The following is a 22382-nucleotide window of genomic DNA, read 5'->3' on the forward strand; positions in this document are numbered from 1 at the left end:
CCGCAGTCAAGCGGACTTGCCCAAGGCAAGCCGTGTACTTTGGCCGTTGACCCTCACAGAAGCCGATGGACGCGCTGGTGTCGTTACTAATTCCAGCGGACAGCCTTCGCCTTCGGCTGCCGCTGAATTCAAACGTTGAGCGTCTGTTTTCATCTGGGGCCATTGGCCGCTCCTGGCCGAGAGCCGTCCTCAATAGCCCAGCTCTCCACATGCTCCCAACGCTGCTAGCAACCGCAAAAGCACCCAGAAAGGCCACGCACGTAATGCGTGGCCTTTCTGGGTGCTTTTGCGGTTGCTAGCAGCGTTGGGAGCATGTGGAGAGCTGGGCTATTGAGGACTGCTCTCGGCCAGGAGCGGCCAATGGCCCCAGATGAAAACAGACGCTCAACGTTTGAATTCAGCGGCAGCCGAAGGCTGTCCGCTGGAATTAGTAACGACACCAGCGCGTCCATCGGCTTCTGTGAGGTTCAACGGCCAAAGTAAGCGGCTTGCCTTAGGCAAGTCCGCTTGACTGCTGAGTTATACCCGAAGGCCGGAAGCAAACCAGTGCTACCACAACGATAGTTGGTGGTGCTTGCTGGTAAAGCGCTAGAAACAAAAATGGCTTGAAACCGGCGAAGAGAATGCAGGATCTGTCATTTTTGGACTTCAAATTCTTCAAGTGTCATAGTAATTAGGCCTAACGAAAAAGCTAAGCCGACCGCCGAAGGATGCTCGGCTTGAGCGCCATGTTAGAGCCGGTGGTCACTTGATCTGCGACTTGATTTTGATAAGCAAATCGCTTGGAGCTCCCCAAGACCACTTGCTAACAATGTTGCGCAAGAGAGCCTGCTTTTCCGTCTCATCGACCTTGCCGTCGGCAAGAGCACCTTTCAGAGCATTTCGAATCTCAAAGGCATTGTGGTAGCCTGGGTACAGGTCTTCTACGTTTGAAAAATCAGTCAATGCGGCCGAGAAATTTCCATTTGCGATGTTCTCGAATCCACTACGCTCTGTGTCTTTTGCAGTCACAAATGCATTACTGTTGGGAGAATGCGACGTTATTGACTTGATGACAGCTTCCGTAGTTGCGGCTGATTTCGCTGCATCCGCTTCCGCATATTGAGTTATTGCAATAATAACTTTGTTGAAAGCGGTCATTAAATCTGATGCAGGGATGTCAGGTCGATTGATGGATAATTCGCACAAGCGATAGAGAGATTCCCGGAGGCTAAGGACGTTGGAACTGCGCCCTGGGAGAATAATGACGCTTTGCCCTGCCTGTGCTGATGCTTCACCAACGGCATCCTTTTTCAAAGTACCCTGAAGCTCAAAGTTGTTGCTTGTATCTGGCGCTGGCTCCGCACATACCTTGATTGAGCCAGAATCTGTAGCCTCATTCGATGTTCGTACTATGGCTCCTCGTCTGTCTGAACTGTAATTGAGCCAGTACGTACCAGTTTCTTTGATCTGCTCCATCTGGGCAGGTGGAGTAAAGGTACTACAACCTGTCTGCATAGAAATTGCAGCGATCAAGAACAAGAACCCGGTCAGTGTGCGCATTGTGTTCCTCCTTGGTGTGGTAAGGCGCTAACGTAATCTAGACCGCACCAAGCCGCCGGCCATCTCTGGCGTTTGCGGTCTAAATTGGCACGAAAAAACGCGGGAATGGGCTTATAGCCTAGCTTGACGGTGCACATTATGTATGGAAGCACAGTACTAAATTCAACCATGAGACAAGCCTCCTCTCCTGTATTGCGCGCAACACGGTTGCTGAGACCAGGTCCGTGAGCAAATTCGTTACAAACAGTATGACCTACTCACCGAGCAGGCCTATATGCAATGGGTGCGCATGTTCGTGAAATGGCACGGTTTGCGGCATCCACGCGACATGGGGCAGATGGAAATTGGAGGTTTTCTGGCCATCATGGCTGGATGACGCCTTTGGAGCTTCTAGCTGGACGGCAGCTCAGGGTCGAAAACAGGCCATCTCCAAACTAAACTCCATTCCCAGCCATCTCCCGAGTCCCCCGACACCCCGCACCAAACGCCGAACACCCCCAAAACGCCTTCCCAGCCGCAGGCCCTCGCTTGGCAACACGCTGAACCATGGCTTTCCCGCATTGAGGACAGCCGGGTATTGGGGAAGCGGCCGGTCGCATTGTGTGAAAAGTGGGTTCCGTCTTGATGGGCCCGGATACAGGCACGGGGCTCGCCAAAGGGGCAGAAGTCCGGGCCTTGATGGTTGAAGCCGCTCCTGTCTGGGCCTTTGCCTCCTTGAGCAATTTCATGAGCGCGGCGCCGTCCATGAGGTGGATATTCCTCCCTGCAGCAAACGCCACAGCCTCCTGAGTAAATCGGCCAGAAGTCACCACAAAGCCGGCAGCGGCCCCATCAGCCGCCATGACTCCATATAGCTCGCGCACCGTGCAAACGCCCACCTTGAAGGCTTTCCACTGCTTGCATTGCACCAGTGTCTTTTCGCCATCCTTCGAGAGGACCAGGTCCACGCCACCATCGGGACCGTAGCCACCGGTTTCCCTGACGCTGTAGCCGCGCCGCCGAAATTCCTCACCCACCAGCGTTTCAAATTCCCGCCAGGACATGTTCTGCAGCGCATCCGCACTGGAACTGGCCGAGGTGGTTTCGACCAACTGGCTGCGGCGGCGCTTGCGCACGGCGGAAATGGCCGCGCCGCTCAAGCAGATGATGGGCAGGATGTACTGACCACCGGTAGCCAGGCCCTGCCATATGGCTGTTGTGGCCAATTGGCCGATTTGCTGCGGGCTTTGTGCTGCAGGCAGGGGGCGGATGGCAATGGAGCGCAACACCATGTAGCAGGAAACTGCCAATGCAATGCCGACCCACCAGGGCAGCATGGTGATCAGATCCATGAGGTCTTCTGCCGTGCTGGACTTGCTTTTTCTTGCCACTCCTGCGCCTCCCTTGCTTCAATTGCAAAGCATTTTGCGACATTTGAGGACTGAATGCATTCCCTGGTCAATGGGTGTGATGAAATCCATAGAAATTGACAATGGCAATTTTTTCTGAAATGGCAGTCAATTCTTGCTATTTGCTATTGATTGAGTAGCGGGCAATGCAAGCCTGGCCTATGCAATTGTGGAGACTTGCCGTTTGAGGCAATGGAGCGACCGTGCTCATTGCCGTGAGTCGCGCAGGTGACAGGAGCCTTGGGATGTGAGAGAGCAGTCCTGCGGCTGTCCTTATCTCCAGTGCTGTATGAATTTGTGTCACTTGTTTGGGGGACATACAGGGCCATGGCGGCTACCTAGCATCCGGTCGACTGGAGCGCAAAAGGAGGGCGGGCGATGACTGCGGTGCGGTCATTTCTTCAACGCCGCCGCTTGTTTGCACACCGATTCGAGGCCGAATCCGGCCTTTCACCATCAGGAGCCTTCGCCATGTCCGACCCTGCAAATTCAACGAATGCATTCACACCGTCTGCCGATATCTACAAGGGAATTTCCGTTCTCAGTTCAGAGGACTGGATCGGGCTGACGACGTTCTTCGAGTCTGCAGTCACCGACAACCCGACCACCACGGAGCTGATGCGCGCCATGCTGGGCATGCAGAAGCAGGATGCTTTCAGGCCGGAGTTTTCCGAAGCGGTGGAGCTGTTCGTCACGCTCAAGGGTGTCGGCCAGAAGTTCAAGGCCGATGTGCAGGACAAGATGCTGACCCTTGCCGACGATATCGTTCAGTACAACGATGTGGCGGCAACCACCTATGAACGGCTGATCGAGCTGGTGGACCGTTTTGATCTGGAGGGGGCGCCCACCCCATCGGCGGAGCCGGCGGTGGAAGCGAAATGGAAGGCCCTGGTCAAGGTTTGGGAAAGCGATACGCCCAGCGGGCGTTCGGAGCAGATCAAGCGCAATTTCAGCAGCGCGCTGGAGCAGTTGATTGAAGACGCCAATGCACGATCGGTGCGTGCCTTTGCGCTGCAGAACTCCATTCTTGACAACGGCAACGGAATACTGATGCGCCTGAATGCCTGCAAGACCGCATTCAATGGACAAAAGCAAAAGTTTACGACCACTCTGGGCGCCGAGGGTGCTGCCAACCAGAAGCTGAAGGCCGCCGTGGAGAAGCTGGAGAACGACTTGAAGGCCCTGCGCCGCAAGGAAAAGGATGAAGTCATCGTGCTGTCCACGTCTCCAGCCTATCTGGCCATTCCGCTTTTCGGGCCGCTGATTCTGGCGGGGGTGGATATCGGTGTGGGTGCGGACCTTGCGGTCACGCGCAGGAAGATTGCCGAGAAGGTGGATGAGGTGAGAACCATCCAGGCCACGATGGCCACGAACGAGCGATTCATCGGCTACTACAACCGAAGCAATGATCGCTTTGACAGCATCAGCAAGAGCATTGAAGACCTGGGTCCCAAGCTCAAGACGCTGGGCGAGGCATGGCGTGCGATTTCTGCCGATCTGGGCAACATACACAAGGTCTTGAGCACCACAGGCCGCAAGTCCCTGCAAGGGGAAAACTGGTTCAGCCTGACGGTGGTGCTGGGCACGGCCAAGAAGGGCTGGGCGCGTGTCGCCGGACAGGCAGACCATTTCCGCCGTTTTGGCGGCACGCCGAAGAAGGCGCAGAGCGTGGACCAACTGGTGGAGCTTGCCAGCAAGAAGGCAGCCTGAGCGATCTGCTCCGGCCTTTGTCCCACCGCTGCACAGGTGCAGTGCCTTACCTGGAACCACCCGCCATGACTTCAGCAATGACTCCCGCGCTCACTGCCGCGATGACTCCCATTGAATTGCGAACCCTGATCGATCGCTACCGTGCCGAGGGCCTGGTGCCGCCAGGGCCGCTGGTCTGCAGCGGTGGCCGGGCGCCGGACGGCAGCTTCAATCCCTTCGGCATCGTGGCCGACCTGGTGGTGGACCTGAAGGTGTTGCTGGACGAGGCCGACGCGGCCGGCCTGCAGGCGCTGGACATCCATGCCGATACCGTGGTGGTGCCCGAGGGGTTCGACAGGCGGCTTGACGGCGCGGTGCGGCGGCTGACGGTGATTGCCCGCCGCATTGTTTCCGAAGGCACGACGGTGCTGCGCATGCTGCATGACGCGGACAACGAGCTCAGCAGGGTGCGCATTTTCGTGGAAGCCGTGGAGGGCCGGTTCACGCTGTACGGCGGCCCCACGCGCGACACCCCTTATGCGCTGGAGGAGGCCTGGGACACGGTGACGCGGCCGCAGTTCAGCAATTTCCTGTGGCAGGACAACCGGGCTGTGGTGAAGCGCACCCCCGTGCCGCCCGGCCTGCTGGAGCATGGCGAGCCGATGCACAGGGTGCTGGCCGCGCTGTTTGCCCTGAGCGCCGGCATGGCGGGCAGGCCCGGCCATAGCGACCACAGCGCGGCCGAACTGGCGTTGTGCCATGAGGCGCTGGGCTGGATCACGCGCTGGTCAGGGGTCGAGTCCGGGTTTGGCGAGTTGATCCAGGCGGCGGGTTCGCTGCAGCGTCTGCTGCCGGTCATGGGTGTTGACGGGCTGGCCAGGCCGATTCCTGATCTGAGCGCCGGCAGCTATCTGTCGCTGGCCAAGGCCCGGCAGGAGGTGATGGCGGCCATGGAGGCCCACCTGCGCAGCCTGCGCGCCAGCGGCGAGCTGGCAGGTGCCGTGGGCAGCGTCGCGCAGGCGTTTGCCGACCGGGATACCTTGGACCTCAAGACGCTGGAGGCACGTTGCACCGAGCTGGAGCAGCGGTTGATTCAGCAGATCGAGGCCCTTGACCGCGCCGCACGCACAGTGCGCCAGGAGGAGCTTGAAGCGGAACTTGCCGCCATGCGGCTGAAGCTGGCGAGCGACGTTGCCCAGATCGTGCGCACCGTGAAGATGAGCCTGGAAATCGCCTTTGGCGTCATCGCAGTCGCGGGCAGTGTGGCCGCCCTGTGCGTGGGCGTGCCGCCCGATCCGAAGGCGTTGACCGAGACCGGTCAGAAAGGCGTGCTCGGCCTGAAGGACTTGTACGGGCAGGCCAAGACGCTTGGCGGCAGCATAGACGGCCCGCTCAAGGCGCTGAAGGCGCTGGGCCAGTCGTTTGCCATTCCGCTGCAATGGGCCAGGCACAACTCCAGCACGCTCAAGAATCTGGTGGATCCCGCCAAGGGCGCATTGAATGCGGTGCTGCCGGTGATCCGTGGGCCGCTGGGCGGGCTGGATGTCGAGGGGATTTCCCGGGAACTGGGCGACACCATGCGTGCACTTGCGCTCATGCCGGATGCCAATGAAGCCAAGGCCGCCTGGACGGTGCTGGAAAACGATGCAGTCAACCGGCTGGATCTGGTGCTTGCCACGGAAGGCACCGAGGCGGCCGTGCGCAACACCGCCAACACCCTCAAGACACAGGTGCAGAAAGTGGCCGTCTATGGCCGCCTGCTGGCAGAGCAAAGCGCATCCAAGAATGCCATTGCCCGTGAGCTTGCCACGCTGAAGCTGGAGTACGTTGCGGTGATCGGCAAGCGCAAGCGCCTGCAGGCGCTGGAGCAGCAGGCGCTGACAGAGCTGGAGCGCAGCTCGCGGCTGCAGGGGGAAATCACCCTCAGGGCAGAAAGTGCGCGCCGCGGCTTCTTCGTGGACTGCTTCGGGGTCCGCGCCGCACAGGCCTACGAGACAGGCAAGCAGCCCGGCCACCGTCTTTCGATGCCGGGCACGGCCGCTGCCATGGCAGATGCACACGCCACCCTGCTGGCAGACCACGCCAGCGCGCAGGCGGCCAATGCGAGGACCCAAGGGGATCTGCGGCGGGAATTGCGGGTCACTGACGCCGCGCTGCTGCAGCAGCTGGCGCATGGGCAGCCCATCAGCCTGTCCATTGCCACCAGCCATCCGGCACTGGCCAGCTACCGCCGCATCCGCCTTTCGTCGGTGCAGGCCTGGCTGGAGTTTGCCGATGCCTCGGCCCAGCGCATCGATATCGACATGGTGACCGGCAGCGATTTTCACGACAGCACGGGCAACGGGGACGAGAGGCTTTTCTGCTCGCCCCTGAAGATCAACTTCACCTACGCCGGCGACCAGATCGAGTTCTCGCAGCACCTGGGAGATGTCTGCCCGACGCCGTTCACGACGTGGCTGATCGAAGTGTTGGAGCCCCGACGGATGCCGGCAGCGCCTCGGGCCCTGCGCCTGCTGATGGCCGGCACTGCCGCCAGATGAGCCGGCTTCTGTGGCTGCCCGCCGCTGCCACGGCGCTGTGCTGCGGTGGCGCCATGGCAGCGAGCTGCCGCGTCGAAGCCGAGCCCGCGCGTGAGCCAGTCGCACGGCAGGTATGGACCGATATCGCCGAGTTCTCGTTCCTGACCGGGCTGGATCTGGACGATGCCAGCGGCCGCATGACGCTGGTAAGGAGCCTGGAGAGCATGCAGTCGTTCCCTGCGCTGAAGGCGGCATCGGCCGCTTGGGGCACGCTGCGTGCCCGTATCGACGGGCTGGCCGATACGGTGCAAAAGCTGGGGCAGGCCGTCGGGCGTTTGCAGCAGCTGTGCGACCAGCTGGATGCCGTTTCGCTGACCCCCGACGCACCGCTGGACGAGGCCCGGTGGAATGCGGGTGTCGCAGCCGTCGAGACGGAGATGGATGCGGCCATTGCGGCGGCTGCACCCGTCGTGGCGCAAATGGAAAGTCATGCCTCGCTGCTTCGCGTGGCCGCCGCGCACCATGCCAGGCAGCCGCCACCGGCAAACGCGGTGGTCCGCCTTGGGCCCGCGCCGCAGGCGATGGCAACGGAATTCAGCACCCTGGCATTGCGCTGGCGGGCCGTGGCCTCCGACCTTGCAAATGCTCGCCGTATCTTGCCGGTGAGGCCGGTGCGTGGTTCATCCGCGCCCTTGATCGCCATGACGGCCGCCATGCGGGAACTGGCACGGATCTCCGCCGAGGCGCACGCGCTCTCGGCCCAGCGGCTCAGCAATGCGGAATTTGGGCGCTACGAGACGGGCGACTACCTGTACGACCAATGCCCCATGCTCAAGGACCGTCAATGGGTCGGGCTGCAGAACCTGTATTGGAGCGAAAGGCGCAACGCGGTAGCGCTGCTGCAGGGCACGGGCCTTGTGTCGCCCCCGGGGCTGTACAACGTCAAGCCATGGCAGATTTCCTTCCCGGCCATGATTCTGGGCGCCGACAGATGGAGGTTCATGCGCACCGGCAAGGGCTACTGGCTGGTCCAGAATGCGGCGTTCGGACCGGGCACCATGGCGCTCGATGTCACCAGCGTGGCCGGGAAATCGCATCTTGAACTGAAGATGACGGCGTCAGCGGGAGACTCCCCACGCTTCAGCGGCCAGCAGTGGCGCTGTGCGCCCAGCGACCTGCCGGGCCAGTTCCATCTCTACAACCGCTTCCTGTCGGATGCCGTCGTGCTGGATACGGCCAATAACAATGGCATTGCCGTCATGCTGCCGGCCACCAGCCGCTCCTCTGGCCAGTATTGGCGTGTGATCGAGCGGTAAGAGGTGCCAGGGGGCAGGACCCCCTTGATCTCAACCGCACTTGAGGTTGCATGCTCCAGGCTTCTCGTCGCCATGGCACTGCGCCATGGCCGGCGCAGACCCTGCAACCAAGAAGCATCCATGCCCCATCAAGATTCCCTCACGCTGGACGATCAGGTCCGGCCGACGACCGCCGAGAGCTGGTCCATCCTGTCCTCCCCCTACCGCCTGACGACGATCGGCATCGTCTCGCTGGTGGCCTTGATTGCCTTTGAGGCCCTGGCCGTGGCCACCGCCATGCCAGCGGTGGCCCGCGCGCTCGATGGGGTGCCGCTGTACGCGGTTGCCTTTGGCGTGACCCTGGCCACCAGCGTGGTGGGTATGACGGTGGCCGGCGGCTGGTGCGACGCGCGCGGGCCGGCGGCGACGCTGTGGTCTGGCATGGCGTGTTTTGTGGCGGGGCTGCTGCTGGCGGGCTTTGCGCCTTCCATGCCGGTGTTTCTGGCGGGGCGGCTGGTTCAGGGGCTGGGGGCCGGTGGCATGTCGGTGGCGCTGTACGTGCTGGTGGGCCGGCGGTATCCCGAGGCACTGCGGCGGCGCATTTTTGCGGCGTTTGCCACGGCCTGGGTGGTGCCCGCGCTGGTAGGGCCGGCGTTGAGCGGCCTGGTGGTGGAGCACCTGGGCTGGCGCTGGGTGTTCCTGGGCGTGCCCCTGCTGGCCTTGCCGGCCGGGGCGATGCTGCGCCCGTCGCTCCAGGGCCTGGGCGGCCATGGCCAGGGCATGCAGGGCGGTGTGCGGCGCGGGCTGTGGGCCCTGGGCGCGGCCACGGGCATCTGCCTTCTGTATGTGGGCGGGCAAAGGCAATCGGCGGGCGCCTTGGGTGCGGTGGCGGTGGCCGCGGCCTTGTCGCTGGTCTGCACCTGGAAGCTCTTGCCGGCCGGCACGCTGCGCGCCGGGCGCGGGCTGCCCAGCGTGATCGCCTTGCGCGGGCTGGTGTTTGCGGCGTTCTTCGGGGCCGAGGCGTTCCTGCCGCTGGTGCTGGCGCGCGAGCACGGGCTGTCAGCGCCCATGGCGGGGCTGGTGCTGAGCGCGGGTGCGCTGGGCTGGTGTTCGGCCTCCTGGTACCAGGGACACAGCCGCAACGGCTGGAGCCGCCACCGCTTCCTGCGTGTGGGCACCAGCGCGGTGCTGGCGGGTGTGCTGCTGACGGCATCCGTGGCCTGGCCGGCCGTGCCCGTGTGGGTGGCGGTGGTGGGCTGGATCGTGTCGGGGCTGGGCATGGGCCTGCTGTCGGCAAGCCTGTCGGTGCTCACGTTGTCCATGTCCGCGCCCGGCGAGCAGGGCGCCAACAGCTCGGCCCTGCAGCTGTGCGAGGCCATTGCCGTGGCGGCCACCCTGGCCATTGGCGGATCGCTGTTCGCGGCTTTGCTGGAGACTTCGGCCCATGCGGCCTATCTGGCGAATTTTGGGGTTGCGGCGGGGGCGGCGGTGTTGGCGGCGGTGATCGTGGGGCGAACGGATACGCGGCAGGTGTTTGTGGGGTGAGGGGGCCGGCTTTGCCATCACAAAGATCGCTGGATGAGTGTTTAAGCCTGGCTCTGTAGGACGTGCGCGCAGGGGCTGGCGCGCCCCGGGACCACGCCTTGCCCCGTGGCGCCTGTGCTGTGATGGCGGCTTGTCCAACCAACGCACAGGAGAAACACATGTCCGAGAAAACCGCTTCCGTCCATTGGGAAGGTGCAGGCAAGACCGGCCAGGGCCGCATCAGCACGGAGACCGGCGCGCTCAAGGACCATCCCTACGGGTTCGGCAGCCGCTTCGGGGATGACCGCAAGGGAACGAATCCCGAGGAGATCGTGGGCGCCGCACATGCGGCGTGTTTCACGATGGCCTTTGCCTTTGCCTGCGAGAAGGCGGGCATCGCCACCGAGATGCTGGACACCACGGCCAAGGTCCGGCTTGCCAAGGATGGCGAGGGCTTCAAGATCGACCGCATTGCCCTCACGCTGCAGGCCAAGGTGCCCGGTATCGACGATGCGCAGTTCCAGAAAATCGCCCAGGAGGCCAAGTCCCAGTGCCCGCTGTCCAAGGCACTGGCAGGCGTGCCCGAAGTGACCTTGGTGGCGACGCTGCTGCATTGAACGCGCAGGCCCTTTGGGCCTTTGCCGCGCGGTGACGCGGCCTCAATCCTCCAGTACCAGCCTTCCCCGCATGGGCAGCGCATGCGAGGGATACGAGCAAAAGTAGGTATAGCTCTCGCCCTTGCGCAGGCGCGCCACGGGGAAGGTGACCGAGGCGTGCTCGCCGCCCGACAGCATTTGCGTGGCGGCGATGACACGTGCGTCGGCGTGGTCCACCCAGGCCCGGTCTGGGCCGGCTTGCAGGCCGTCGGCGATCACGGCGTCGATGTCGGCGCTGCGGGCCAGCACCCAGTTGTGGCCGGCTTCCTGCCAGGGCTTCCTGCCGGTGTGGACCAGGTGGACGGTGAAGTTCTCGCAGCGCGCGCTGACGCGGATTTCCGCCAGGCTGAAGCGTTTGCCGGGCTGGCCTTCAATGGTGGTTTCGCAGGCGGGATGGGCCACGCTGGATGCGGGCGTGGGGTGGGCATGCTGGGCCTGGGCGTTCAGGCAGAAGGCGGCCAGCAAGGCAGCGGCGGCGGTGATGCGGGTATGCATTCGGAATCTCCAAAAAAGCGGATGGATCTGGAATCGGCGACCGGGCTCAGGCCGCAGCCGTCAGCCCGTCCACGATGACCTGGGGCAGGCCCTGGGAGCAGGGCTCCACCCGGGCCTGCACGCCGTAGACGCGGGCCAGCAGGGCGGGGGTGACGGCTTGGGCGGGCGGGCCGTCGGCCAGCAGCTGGCCTTGCTTGAGCACGATGACGCGGTCGGCGCGGCGCAGGGCTGCGCCCAGGTCGTGCAGTACGACCAGGGTGGTCATGCCGTGGCGGCGCGTTTGCTCGCGCACCAGCTGCATGACGTGGAACTGGTGGTTGAGGTCCAGGGCAGACAGGGGTTCGTCCAGCAGCAGCACGCGCGGTTCGCGGATCAGGGCCTGGGCCAGGCCTGCAAGTTGGGACTGGCCGCCAGACAGCTCATCCAGATGGCGCATGGCCAGGTGGGCGATGCCCAGGTGCTCAAGCAGGGCGGCAGCCTGGGTGACCGCATCCGGGGAGCCGGCCTGCTGCGGGCGCGTGGTGTGTGGCGAGGCCCTGCGCGCGGCCAGCAGTGATTCGATGACGCGCAGGTGCACGGCGGCCGGCAGGGCCTGGGGCAGGTAGACGATGCGGCGCGCGCGCTCGGCCAGGCTGGCGTGCTGCAGTTCCTGGCCTTCCAGCGTGATGCTGCCCTGGGCGCGCACCAGGCCGGCCAGGGCACGCAGCAGGGTGGATTTGCCGCTGCCGTTGGGCCCCAGCACCACGGTGAGCGTGCCGGCGCGCAGCGGGGCGATGTCCAGCGATTCGATGACGCGTCGGCGCCCGGAGGAGACGCTGAGACCCTCGATCTGCAGACCATCTTGCGTGAGAGGTGGCAGATAGGTGGGTGCGAAGTGCGGGGTGTTCAGGGAGGTGTTTAGGGTGGTGCTCATGTCCGCCCCCGCGTGCGCAGCACGATGGCCAGGAAGAAGGGAATGCCCACCAGCGAGGTGACGATGCCCACCGGATGATCACGCCCGGGATCAGCGTCTTGGAGGCCACCGAGGCCAGCGACAGCACCAGCGCGCCGACCAGGGCGGCGGCGGGCAGGTAGAAGCGGTGGTCATCCCCCACCATGCGGCGCGCGATGTGCGGTGCCACCAGGCCGATGAAGCCGATGCTGCCCACAAAGGCCACGGACAGCGCGGCCAGCAGGCTGATGCGCAGCAGGGCACCCAGGCGCAGGCGGCGCACGTCCACGCCAAAGCTGGCGGCACGGTCCTCGCCCAGGCGCAAGGCGGTGAGGCGCCAGGCGTTGAGCAGCGAGAACGGCAGCACCAGGGCCAGCGCGGCGGCCAGCCCGGCCACCTTGGGCCAGGTGGCGCGCGAGAGGCTGCCCATGGTCCAGAAGACCAGGCCCTGCAGCGCCTCGGCCGTGGCCACGAACTGCAGCAGCGAGACCAGGGCGTTGAAGCTGAACACCAGGGCAATGCCGAACAGCACCACGCCCGATGCGCTCATGCCGCCCCAGCGCGCCACCAGATCCAGCAGCAGGGCCGAGGCCATGGCGAACAGGAAGGCGTTGGCAGGCACGGCCCAGGCCGTGGGCACGCCGGGCAGGCTGCAGTCCAGCACGATGGCCAGGGCCGCGCCAAAGGCGGCGGCCGAGGACAGGCCCAGCGTGAACGGGCTGGCCAGCGGGTTGGCCAGCACTGTCTGCATCTCGGCGCCGGCCAGGCCCAGGGCCAGGCCCACGGCCACGGCCATCAAGGCGTAGGGCAGGCGAATGTCCCAGACGATGACGCGCAGCGCAGGCGGCGCCTGGTCGGCATGGCCCAGGGTGGCGATCAACTGGTCCAGCGCCAGCCCGGAGGGGCCGGTGGTGAAGTCCAGCAGCAGCGCGCCCACGATGGCCGCAGCCAGCAGGGCCAGCACCAGCACGCGCAGGGCGGTCAGGCGCCGGTAGCCCCTGGCCAGCGGTGCTGCATTGGCGGCCGGGCTGGCGAGCTCCACGGGCAGGTCGGCGGCCATGTTCATCGCGCGGCTCCGCTGGCCGCTGTGGCCGCTGCCTTGGCAGGCGCATCGCTCCAGAAGGCGCCGTGCATGGGCAGGGCGGGCAGGAAGCGGCGGTTGATCTCGTCCAGTGTGGCCTGGGGATCGATGTCGCCAAAGCGCTCTGGGTAGAACCACTTGGCCATGGCCTCGATGGCCAGGATATTGGTGGGCGCGTCGTAGAAGTTGTGCCACAGGCCGTGGGCGCGGCCCTGGTGAACGGCGCCCAGCACGTCGAAACCGGGGCGCGCGGTCAGCGCCTGCAGGCTGGCCGAGAGGTCGGCCGGCGCCACGCCGCTGCCGGCCTTGAGCATGAGGCGGTTGCTCTGCGGGCGGCTGCCGGTGGCGATGTAGACCTCGGGGTCGGCGGCGATCAGGGCTTCCTGGTGCATGTCGCCGATGGCGCCGGGCACCTTGGCGGCCGCGACGTTGATGCCGCCGGCCGCCTCGATGAACTCGCCCATGTTGCCCTTGCCCACGGTGTGGCAGCAGCCGTCCCAGACGCCGGCCAGCAGCTCGGCGAAGACGCGCGGGCGCTGGCTGGTGGGAATGCCCTCCACGCTCTGGCGCACCTGCTGCAGGTGCTGCTCGTAGAAGCGCGCATAGGCCTCGGCCTGTTCCTCGCGGTGCACGGCCTTGCCCAGGATGCGCATGCTGGCCAGGGTGTTGCGCACGGGTTGGGCGCGAAAGTCGATGAAGACCACGGGCACGCCGGCCTTCTTGAGATCGTTGACCAGGCTGCTCTGGCGCCCCGGCCCATGTCCGCCCAGGCCGAAGATGGCGATGTCGGGCCGGGTGGAGACCGATTGCTCGGCGCTGACGCTGTCTTCCGAGGTGCGGCCGATGACCGGGATGCGGTCTATGGCCGGGAAGCGGCGCCGGTAGTCGGCATAGCCGTTGGGGTCGGCGAAGGGCAGCTCGCCCTGCCACCCGGCGATGCGGGCCAGGGGCTGGTCACCCTCGATCAGGGCCAGGGCGTAGAGGAAGCGGCCCTCGCCCAGCAGGATGCGGTCCACCTTGGCGGGAATTTCGACCGTGCGGCCGACGATGTCGACCACGGTGGCGGCCGGTGCATTGGCAGCGGTGCCGGCAGGCGACGCCGCAAGCGCGGAGGCGGACAGCAGGGCGGCGGCGCAGGCTGCGGCCAGCGCCAGCAGGGTGCGGCGTGTAGGGAGACGTTTGGTGGATGTCATGGTGTGGCCCGGGCTCAGAAGGACAGGTCCAGGCCCGCCGTGTAGGTGCGGCCCGCGCCCGGCACGCCGTAGAGCTGAAAGCCGTCCAGCGAGGCGCCGATGCGGCTCCAGTAGAAGTGGTTGGTGAGGTTGTTGATGTTGAAGCGGGCCGTGAGCTGGCGGTTGATGCGCCAGCTCAGCGCCAGGTTCTGCACGAAGTAGCTGGGCGCTTTTTCGTGGTCGGCCACATAGATGGGGTGCACGCCGTTGGGGCCGTTTACGGTGCTGGACGTATTGTTCTGGCCGCCCACCATGACGTTGTCCGTATAGCGGCGCTCGCCCACGTACTGCGCGCCCCAGCTCAGGGTGACGGCGGGCGTGACCAGGAAGGAGGTCCAGACGCTGCCGCTCCAGTCGGGCACGTTCCTGGCCTCGGCACCTTCGTTTGCGCCCTTGGTGAGACGGCTCTTCAAGTGGGACAGGCCGGCGTACACCGACCAGCGCGACGTGATCTCGCCCTGGGCGCCCAGCTCGAAACCCTGCACCCGCTTGGCGGGCAGGGCGCGCACGGGCGAGACGCTGTCGGGGCTGTACTCCCACGATTCACTCAGCTCGGTGCGGAACACGGCGCCGGTCAGCGACAGGCGCCCGCCCAGCACGTCCCACTTGCTGCCTGCCTCCCAGGTGCGCGACAGGGCCGGCGCATAGGCCAGCTGGGCGGCCGTGCCGTAGACGCCGTTGTTCGTGGTCACGCCCATGGCCGAGGGCTGGGCCGCACGGCTGTAGGAGACATAGATGGAGCCCTCGCTGGCCGGCTTGTAGACCAGGCCCAGGCGGCCGCTGAGCGCGCCGTCCGTGCGGCTGGCGCCGCCGTTGTTCGCCTGTCAGCGGTCGTAGCGCAGCGCCGTCTGGGCCTGCCAGCGCGGCGAGAAGGTGATGGTGTCGTTCACATACACGCCCGCGTTCTGCACCGTGGCGCGCGCACTGCCCGCGGCCACCACCGTGGGCGTGCCCGGGAAGGTGGTGGCCGGGTTGGCCATGTCGAAGCCCAGCGTGCCCGTGGGCAGGTCCATGCTGCGCTCGCGGTCGCCATAGGTCTCGCGGTACAGCTCCAGCCCTGCCGTGAGGTCGTGCTTGAAACCTGCCGTCTCGAAACTGGTGCGCACATCGGTCTGGTTGTTGGCGATGGTGTAGCGCTTGGACACTGGCACCGAGGCCAGGCGCAGCGAGGCATTGGCGCCCGTGGTGTTCACCAGGCCGTAGTCGCCATAGGACAGGATGCCGCCCGGCGCCGTCACCAGCCCGCCCAGGCCTACATAGCCCAGCGAGTTCTTGCTGCTGCCGCTGTTGAAGCGCGCGGGCGCCAGCACGCTCCAGTTGTCCGAACGCTCGTAGCGGAACTGGTTGCGCACCGTGGTCGTGGGCGAGAGGTCATGCTCCACGCGGGCCGTCACCATATCCGTGCGCGACTGCTGGGTGTAGAGGTTGGAGGCGCCGTACCAGGCATTGCGCGGCACGCCCGGCATCACCTGGCCGCCCGTGCCGCGCTGAATGGGCAGGCCGCCATCGGGCGTGTTGTCGTCCACCTGGTGGAAGACGTTGACCACGGTGCGCGTGGAAGTGCCCAGGCCGTGGGCGAACGAGGCTGCCACGCCGTAGCGGTCGTAGTCCACCACGTTGCGGCCGGCCACGTCGTTCTGGTGCTTCATGAGGTTCAGGCGCACGGCGCCGGTCTCGCCCACGCTGCGGTTCAGGTCGGCCGTGGCGCGGCGGTAGCCATCGCTGCCCACGCCCATCGAGCTGTTGTAGAACGTGTCGCGCCTGGCTTCCTTGCTGACCAGGTGGACGCTGCCGCCCACGGCGGACACGCCCGACTCCACCGAGCCCGTGCCTTTGTAGACCTCGGCCTGCTCCAGGTTGAAGGTGTCGGTGCGGCTGGCCATGCCGCCGTCGCGCACGCCGTCGATGGTGATGGCCTGCTCGGCCGAGAAGCCGCGGATGGTAAAGAAATCTCCCCAGCCCAGGTTGCCCTCGCCCGAGGTGAAGGTGATGCCGGGCACGTTCTGCAGCACCTCCTGCAGGCTCTGGGCGTTTTGCTCGCGGATCAGCTCGGCCGGCACCACGCTGATGCTTTGCGGCGTGTCGCGCAGCGGCTGGGTGAGCTTGGGCGACTGCACGGCTGCGGGCTGGTAGGCAGGCGCCTCACGCGTGGAGCGGACCTCGACCGTGCCCAGGGGCGATGCCGGAGCGGCCGCAGTCTGGGCCACGGCCAGGATGGAGAAGGCGCCCAGCGTCAGGGCAAGGCTGGTGGACAGGGCCGGAGGGAAACTGTTGGAGTGCTGAGAAGACATGGCGACGAATCACTAGAATGAAAATCGTTCTTATTGACGAGCAGGACTCTAGTGACGCGACAGCGCAGACAGGCCAGCGGCCGCCGGGCAAATGCAATGCTCCATTGCACAGGCCGCCGCCACAACATTCCATTACAAAACGCCGTGCGCCAATGCAATCCATGAGCGCACCAGCCGCCGCATCCCCGGCCGCCCAGGGTCCGCGCATCCTGGTGGTGGACGACGATCCCGACATCCGCGAGCTGCTGTGCGACTACCTGCGCGCCTCGGGCATGCGCCCGGCCGCCGTGGGTGACGGCCAGGCCATGTGGGACTGGCTGGGCCGGCATGCGGCCGACCTCATCGTGCTGGACCTGATGCTGCCCGGCACCGACGGCCTGGCCCTGTGCCGCAGCCTGCGCGAACGCACCCACATCCCCGTGGTCATGCTCACGGCGCGCGGCGCCTTGCTGGACCGCATCCTGGGCCTGGAGATGGGGGCCGACGACTACCTGCCCAAGCCCTTCGATCCGCGCGAGCTGCTGGCGCGCATCAAGGTGGTGCTGCGCCGCGTGGCCCAGGCACCGGCGCCGGCCAGCGAGCCGGAGCATCTGCCCGTGCTGCGCTTTGCCGGCTGGACGCTGGACATGCGCGCGCGCGAGCTGCGCTCGCCCCAGGCCGTGCTGGTGCCGCTGGCCCAGTCCGACTACCGCGTGCTCTGCGCCCTGGCCAGCAACCCGCACCGCACGCTGAGCCGCGACTACCTGGCCGACCATGTGTTCGGTCGCGAGCGCCAGGCCCAGGACCGCGCCATCGACGTCTGCGTCAGCCGACTGCGCCAGCACCTGGAAGACCCCGCGCGCCAGGCCAGCCTGATCCGCACCGTGCGCAACGCCGGCTACGTGCTGACCTGCGATGTGGTGCCGCAGGCATCGTGATGGCTTGGGCACAGACCGGCGCGCTGCTGCGACGCCTGTGGCCGCAGACGCTGTCGGGGCGCGTGGCCCTGATCCTGGTGGCCGGCATGCTGGCCGCCCAGGCGCTCACGGGCACCATCTGGTGGGAAAGTCGGCGCAGCCAGCTCCTGGAAGTGCCGTTGCGCCTGCTGGGCGCGCGCGCCGCTGATTCGCTGCTGCTGCTGTCCTCGCTGCCGCCCGAGGCGCGCGCCGCCGCCGTGGGCACGCTGAGCACGCAGGGCTACCAGCTGGCCCTGCTGGACGGCGCCCAGGCGCGGCACCTCATGGACCGCCAGCAGACCGACGCTGCCGATGCAGCCGACGTCATGGCCGGCGAGTTGCTGGCCGATGTGCTGGCGCGGCGCGTGGGCGCTGTCGTGCCTTTTCACCTGCTGGCGCTGGAGCTGCATGGCGGCGCAGAGACCCTGCTCACTGCCCATGAGCCCGAAGCCCATGTGCGCATGCTGCTGGGCCTGGGCAACGGCCAGTGGCTGCAGGTGCAGGCCGTGGAGGGCGAGGCTGGCTACCCCGTCAGGCCCTATTGGGCGTTGGCCGACTATGTGCTGCGCATCTACCTGCTGCGCATCATCGTGGTCGTGGTGGTGGCCCTGCTGGCCGTGCGCCTGGCCATGCGCCCGCTGGCGCGCATGGCCAGCGCGGCCGACGCGCTGGGCAAGGACCTCAAAAGCCCGCCCCTGCCGCTGGACGGCCCGCGCGAGGTGCGCCAGGCGGCCCAGGCCTTCAATGCCATGCAGCAGCGCATCGCCGATGGCGTGGCCGAGCGCACGCGTTTCTTTGCAGCCGTCTCGCACGACCTGCGCACGCCCATCACGCGGCTGCGCCTGCGCTCGGAAATGCTGGAGCCCGAAGCCCTGCGCGACAAATTCCGCCGCGATCTGCAGGAGATGGAAGCCATGGTCACCGCCACGCTGGACATGCTCACCGGCGCCGACGCGCGCGGCGAGCACCAGGCGCTGGACATCAACGCCCTGGTGCAGGGCGTGGCCCAGGACCTGGGCGAGGCGCATGGAGTGCACATCCCCATCACGGGCCGCGCCCTGCGCCCGCTCGATTGCTATCCCCACAGCCTGCGCCGCTGCCTGCAGAACCTGCTGGAGAACGCGCTGCGCTATGGCCGCGACGCCGAACTGCGCATCAGCGACAGCGACGATTTGCTGCGCATCGACGTGCTGGACCGGGGGCCGGGCATTGCCCAGGAGCAACTGGCCCAGGTGCTGGAGCCGTTCTACCGCATGGAGGCCTCGCGCAACGCGGGCTCTGGCGGGTTTGGCCTGGGCCTGTCCATTGCCGATGCCGTTGCCAAGGCGCACGGCGGGCGCATTGTGCTGGCCAACCGCGAAGGAGGTGGTTTGAAAGCGGTGTTACATTTACCGCGCTCCAATGGGCGGGCGTACTGACCGACACGCAACAAACCTCTTTATGTGCTTCCTGAAACGGGCCTTTTATGGCCTTTTGCTCTTGTGCGCCTGTGCCGGCAACGGCTTTGCGACACCGCTATTCATTCAAAGCGGTACCTGGATTGTGGATTCCGAGCTCAATGGCCTGCCGGGCAGGGGCATGGCTATCGACGTGCAAAACCAGCACTTGGTCATGCAGGTCTACAACTACAACCGCGCGGGTCGGCCCACGTTCCATCTGGCTTCCGGTCCGCTCAATGGTCTGCAATTCAAGGGCCCCCTGAGCCAGTACCGGGGAGGCCGGTTCTTTGGCAGCGGTGAACGCGTAGGCTGGGAGGATGAGGTGGCCGGCGAGGTGCGTATCCGGTTCGAAAGCTCCACCTCGGGCTTTATCCAGTTTCCCGGCGAGCCGGAGGTGGCCATGTCTCGCTTTCGTTTCGACGCCGTGCCCGAGGGATTTGCTCTGAAACCGGGCTCGTTAGAGGGTTGGCTGGCCATGGAGTACGACGAACAGGGTAGCCCGTATGCCGCATGGCATTTGGAACTGAGGCAGGGCGCCGGTCCTGATAAAAAACTGTCGCTGACAGTGGCATCCGCCCCGGTGATCGAAAAATCCATGTCCACCGTCAACCCTTGTACCCTGAAGAAGGACGGCTGGATACGGTGCGATGTCATGTTCGAGCAGGGAGAGTCTTGGCAAAGGCCTGCGGTATTTGAAATCAGAAGATCCGTGAATGGACTGGAGGGTTTCATTACCCGCACTGCATTGCCAAATTTGATCAGAAAGCTGCGCGGGAATAAATATCATTTCTACGATGACGCTAATTCTGTAGACCATCGGCTGGTACATACAAAGAATCTGCATGGCAAGTACACCTATGTGCCGGAGCCCGGCACTTGGATCGTTAGCAGCGAACTCAACGGCAAGCCTGGGCGTGGAATGGCGCTGGACTGGCAAAACGGAGTAATTGTCATGCAGGTCTACAACTATGAAGAAAATGGTGACCCCAGTTTCCATCTGGGGGTTGGCAAGGTTTCCGATAATCCATCATCTGGGACCGGCACTATGGATGTCACGACTCGGCTGAAACGCTACGCCGGTGGGCGTTACTTTGGTAGTGATGGCATGAGCGGTCATGAGGACGCCGATGTGGGCGAAGTACAAATGGTCTTTCTGTCGCCTCTGAAGGGTCGGGTGAAATTTCCTGGGGAGTCTTGGAAGGATATGGAAAAATTTCAGTTTGGCTATGGAGAAAAAAATCCGCAGGCGCTTCTCGGGATATGGGCTTTGCAAAATGTGTTGGACCAAAGATGGTGGCTGGAATTGTTCAAGGTTGAAGGAAAATATGCCTTGGGTCAAAGTGTGATGTGCCATTTTGATGACCCCGATGAGAAAATTTTAGAATATCGTGGAACCGTTCGTTGTGTGACGAATTATCAAAATGAAGATTTTCAGCAAATTTTCACTTTTGATTTTTCACCCGAGTACCGGGCAGTTCCCGCATTCTCGTATCAAAGATCTTATGGAAAAACTCATTTCCCCGAGAAAGGATTTGCTGTGCAGGTTTTCGATAAAAATCGTACTCCCATAGGATTTGACAGTATTCTCCATTGAGAAAATCATGGCATCTAAAGTCATCTGCGATGCCTGGATTTGGCGGACTTCCGGTCAACCCACCATTTGGTGGACAAAGGCACCAGCTGCCAAAATTTAATGGGCAGATTGAGGCCATAAAAGAATCATCATGAATTTTTTGAAACAGGCATTTTATGGCTTCGTACTTTTGTGCGCCTGTGCCACTAACGGCTTTGCGACCCCCATTTTCATCCAAAGCGGCACCTGGATCGTGGACTCCGAGGTCAATGGCCTGCCGGGCCGAGGCATGGCCATTGACGTGCAGAACCAGCATCTGGTCATGCAGGTCTATAACTACAACCGCGCAGGCCAGCCCACGTTCCACCTAGCCTCCGGTCCTCTCAATGGAGTGCAATTCCAGGGCCGGCTGGTTCAATATCGTGGTGGCCGCTTTTTTGGTAGCGGCGAACGCGTAGGCCGGGAGGATGAGGTGGCCGGCGAGGTGCGTATCCGGTTCGAAAGCTCCACCTCGGGCTTTATCCAGTTTCCCGGCGAGCCGGAGGTGGCCATGTCCCGCTTCCGGTTCGATGGAGTGGCCGATGGGTTTTTGCTCAAGCCCGATTTCCGCGAGAGCTGGGTGGCCATGGAGTTCGATGAGGCCGATCGACCCACATCGGCATGGCATATTGACATGTACCGCGATCCTGCGAACGGGGACGTGGAGTCTCTGCTGCTGGCGTCCTCCCCCTGGTATGAAAGCTCTCTGGCCACCTCCAATCCTTGTACCTCCATGGGCTCCGGCGGATGGGTGCGGTGCAACGTCACGTTCGAGCGCGGCGCACCCGAGCAGCAGCGCGCCGTCTTTGAAATCCGCAAGTCTGTGCACGGCCTTGAAGGTTTTGTTACACGAGCGGCCTCGCCACAGACGCGCACCAGGCTGCGTGGCAGCAAATACGCCAGCTACGACGCCGCCGCTGATGTGAGTCACAGGATGTTGCACCAAAGGTTCCAGGGAATCCGCTTTAGCGAAATGCGCGATTCCGGCATGCACTTTTATGTGCCAGAGCCTGGCACCTGGATCGTCAGCCAGGAGCTCAACGGCAAGCCTGGACGCGGAATGGCCATCGATGTCCAAAATGGCAACTTTGTCATGCAGGTCTACAACTATGAAAGCAATGGAAGCCCCAGTTTTCACTTGGCTGTGGGGAAGATGACGTACGACCTCCGAATGGGTGTCGGAACCACGGCCAGTCCCGATGTCAAGGCCCGGCTCAAGCGTTATGCGGGAGGCCGCTATTTTGGGGGCCCTGCCCTGACCGGGCGGGAAGTGGCCGATGTGGGCGAGGTCCAGCTCGCCTTTCAATCCCCTTTGCGGGGCCAGATCAAGTTTCCTGGGGAAGACTGGGTGGCCATCGAGAAATTCCAGTTCGGTTATGGCGCGGCCAACCCGGAGGCGCTTTTGGGACTCTGGGCTTTCCAGGCCATGGGTGAAGGAAATCTGATGTTCGAGCTGAGTCGGGTGGAAGGGGAGTTTGCCAAAGGCGACGGCGCGAGCTGCCACTACTATCAACGTGAGCCTGGCGACTCGGAGTATCCCGGAATCGTGCGCTGCTACCTCCGGTTCCTGGGATCGCCGACCAGCCAGTTCATCTTCAACTTTGATGCATCTGTCGAGAACCGTGCCGTGCCGGCCTTTTCCACCTACCAATCCATGGGGTTCACCTACTATCCCCACAAGGGATTTGCGGTCCAGGTGCGGGACAAAAATGGCACGCCCATAGGATTCGATCGCGTTCGCCATTGAAGGGCG

At 64.2% G+C, this 22382-nt stretch carries 16 protein-coding genes and 2 pseudogenes; 10 read left to right on the plus strand and 8 right to left on the minus strand.

What is annotated here, in order from left to right:
- Window positions 1–467: 467 nt before the first annotated feature.
- Window positions 468–542, minus strand: coding sequence for a DUF1010 domain-containing protein (locus GRX31_RS31210; protein ID WP_442874099.1), 75 nt, complete (start codon window positions 540–542; stop codon window positions 468–470).
- A 202-nt stretch (window positions 543–744) separates the two neighbouring features.
- The gene (locus GRX31_RS27820; protein WP_160855793.1) at window positions 745–1542 is read right to left on the minus strand and encodes a hypothetical protein; all 798 of its coding nucleotides are present in this window, start codon (window positions 1540–1542) and stop codon (window positions 745–747) included.
- A gap of 274 nt (window positions 1543–1816) precedes the next feature.
- Here GRX31_RS27820 and GRX31_RS30950 point away from each other — a divergent pair, with 274 nt between their 5' ends.
- Window positions 1817–1918: a hypothetical protein gene (locus GRX31_RS30950; RefSeq protein ID WP_237426798.1), complete on the plus strand. Its 102-nt coding sequence runs from the start codon at window positions 1817–1819 to the stop codon at window positions 1916–1918.
- 58 nt (window positions 1919–1976) lie between these two features.
- Here the strand turns inward: GRX31_RS30950 and GRX31_RS27830 are convergent, their stop codons facing one another.
- Window positions 1977–2912, minus strand: a complete 936-nt coding sequence (locus GRX31_RS27830; protein ID WP_160855795.1) for a restriction endonuclease — start codon at window positions 2910–2912, stop codon at window positions 1977–1979.
- Between the two features lie 489 nt (window positions 2913–3401).
- Here GRX31_RS27830 and GRX31_RS27835 point away from each other — a divergent pair, with 489 nt between their 5' ends.
- The 5 genes from GRX31_RS27835 (at window position 3402) to GRX31_RS27855 (ending at window position 10574) form a co-directional block, all read left to right on the plus strand.
- Window positions 3402–4640 (plus strand): alpha-xenorhabdolysin family binary toxin subunit A, encoded by a 1239-nt coding sequence (locus GRX31_RS27835; RefSeq protein ID WP_012205723.1) that lies wholly within the window; start codon window positions 3402–3404, stop codon window positions 4638–4640.
- 65 nt (window positions 4641–4705) lie between these two features.
- Window positions 4706–7159 carry a hypothetical protein gene (locus tag GRX31_RS27840; RefSeq protein ID WP_160855797.1) on the plus strand — a complete coding sequence of 818 codons (2454 nt, stop codon included), beginning with the start codon at window positions 4706–4708 and terminating at the stop codon, window positions 7157–7159.
- A 53-nt stretch (window positions 7160–7212) separates the two neighbouring features.
- On the plus strand, window positions 7213–8454 hold the full coding sequence (locus GRX31_RS27845; protein ID WP_237426799.1) for a hypothetical protein: 1242 nt from the start codon (window positions 7213–7215) through the stop codon (window positions 8452–8454).
- Between the two features lie 120 nt (window positions 8455–8574).
- On the plus strand, window positions 8575–9978 hold the full coding sequence (locus GRX31_RS27850; RefSeq protein ID WP_202396745.1) for an MFS transporter: 1404 nt from the start codon (window positions 8575–8577) through the stop codon (window positions 9976–9978).
- Between the two features lie 158 nt (window positions 9979–10136).
- A complete protein-coding gene (locus GRX31_RS27855) occupies window positions 10137–10574 on the plus strand; it encodes an OsmC family protein (protein ID WP_016447025.1) in 438 nt (145 codons plus the stop codon).
- Between the two features lie 42 nt (window positions 10575–10616).
- Here GRX31_RS27855 and azu read toward each other — a convergent pair whose 3' ends face one another.
- The 5 genes and pseudogenes from azu to GRX31_RS27880 form a co-directional block, all read right to left on the minus strand.
- Complete coding sequence (azu, locus tag GRX31_RS27860; RefSeq protein ID WP_160855801.1) at window positions 10617–11108, minus strand: azurin; 492 nt, start codon at window positions 11106–11108, stop codon at window positions 10617–10619.
- Window positions 11109–11154: 46 nt separating this feature from the next.
- Window positions 11155–12021, minus strand: a complete 867-nt coding sequence (locus GRX31_RS27865) for an ATP-binding cassette domain-containing protein (protein ID WP_160855803.1) — start codon at window positions 12019–12021, stop codon at window positions 11155–11157.
- A pseudogene (locus GRX31_RS27870) lies at window positions 12018–13105 on the minus strand (FecCD family ABC transporter permease). The gene GRX31_RS27865 and the pseudogene GRX31_RS27870 overlap by 4 nt, the downstream one beginning before the upstream one ends.
- Window positions 13102–14313: an ABC transporter substrate-binding protein gene (locus tag GRX31_RS27875; RefSeq protein WP_160855805.1), complete on the minus strand. Its 1212-nt coding sequence runs from the start codon at window positions 14311–14313 to the stop codon at window positions 13102–13104. The pseudogene GRX31_RS27870 and the gene GRX31_RS27875 overlap by 4 nt, the downstream one beginning before the upstream one ends.
- A 14-nt stretch (window positions 14314–14327) precedes the next feature.
- Window positions 14328–16643: pseudogene (locus GRX31_RS27880) on the minus strand (TonB-dependent receptor).
- Between the two features lie 152 nt (window positions 16644–16795).
- Here GRX31_RS27880 and GRX31_RS27885 point away from each other — a divergent pair.
- From GRX31_RS27885 to GRX31_RS27900, 4 genes are all read left to right on the plus strand, one after another.
- The gene (locus GRX31_RS27885) at window positions 16796–17560 is read left to right on the plus strand and encodes a response regulator (protein WP_013802320.1); all 765 of its coding nucleotides are present in this window, start codon (window positions 16796–16798) and stop codon (window positions 17558–17560) included.
- On the plus strand, window positions 17560–18996 hold the full coding sequence (locus GRX31_RS27890) for an ATP-binding protein (RefSeq protein ID WP_160855807.1): 1437 nt from the start codon (window positions 17560–17562) through the stop codon (window positions 18994–18996). Before GRX31_RS27885 ends, GRX31_RS27890 begins: the two co-directional genes overlap by 1 nt.
- 22 nt (window positions 18997–19018) lie before the next feature.
- Window positions 19019–20611, plus strand: coding sequence for a hypothetical protein (locus GRX31_RS27895; protein WP_160855809.1), 1593 nt, complete (start codon window positions 19019–19021; stop codon window positions 20609–20611).
- A 130-nt stretch (window positions 20612–20741) separates the two neighbouring features.
- Window positions 20742–22376: a hypothetical protein gene (locus tag GRX31_RS27900; RefSeq protein WP_160855811.1), complete on the plus strand. Its 1635-nt coding sequence runs from the start codon at window positions 20742–20744 to the stop codon at window positions 22374–22376.
- Window positions 22377–22382: the final 6 nt, after the last annotated feature.

This window comes from Delftia sp. CH05, from assembly GCF_009827015.1.
In the GTDB taxonomy this organism is placed as follows: domain Bacteria; phylum Pseudomonadota; class Gammaproteobacteria; order Burkholderiales; family Burkholderiaceae_C; genus Comamonas; species Comamonas tsuruhatensis.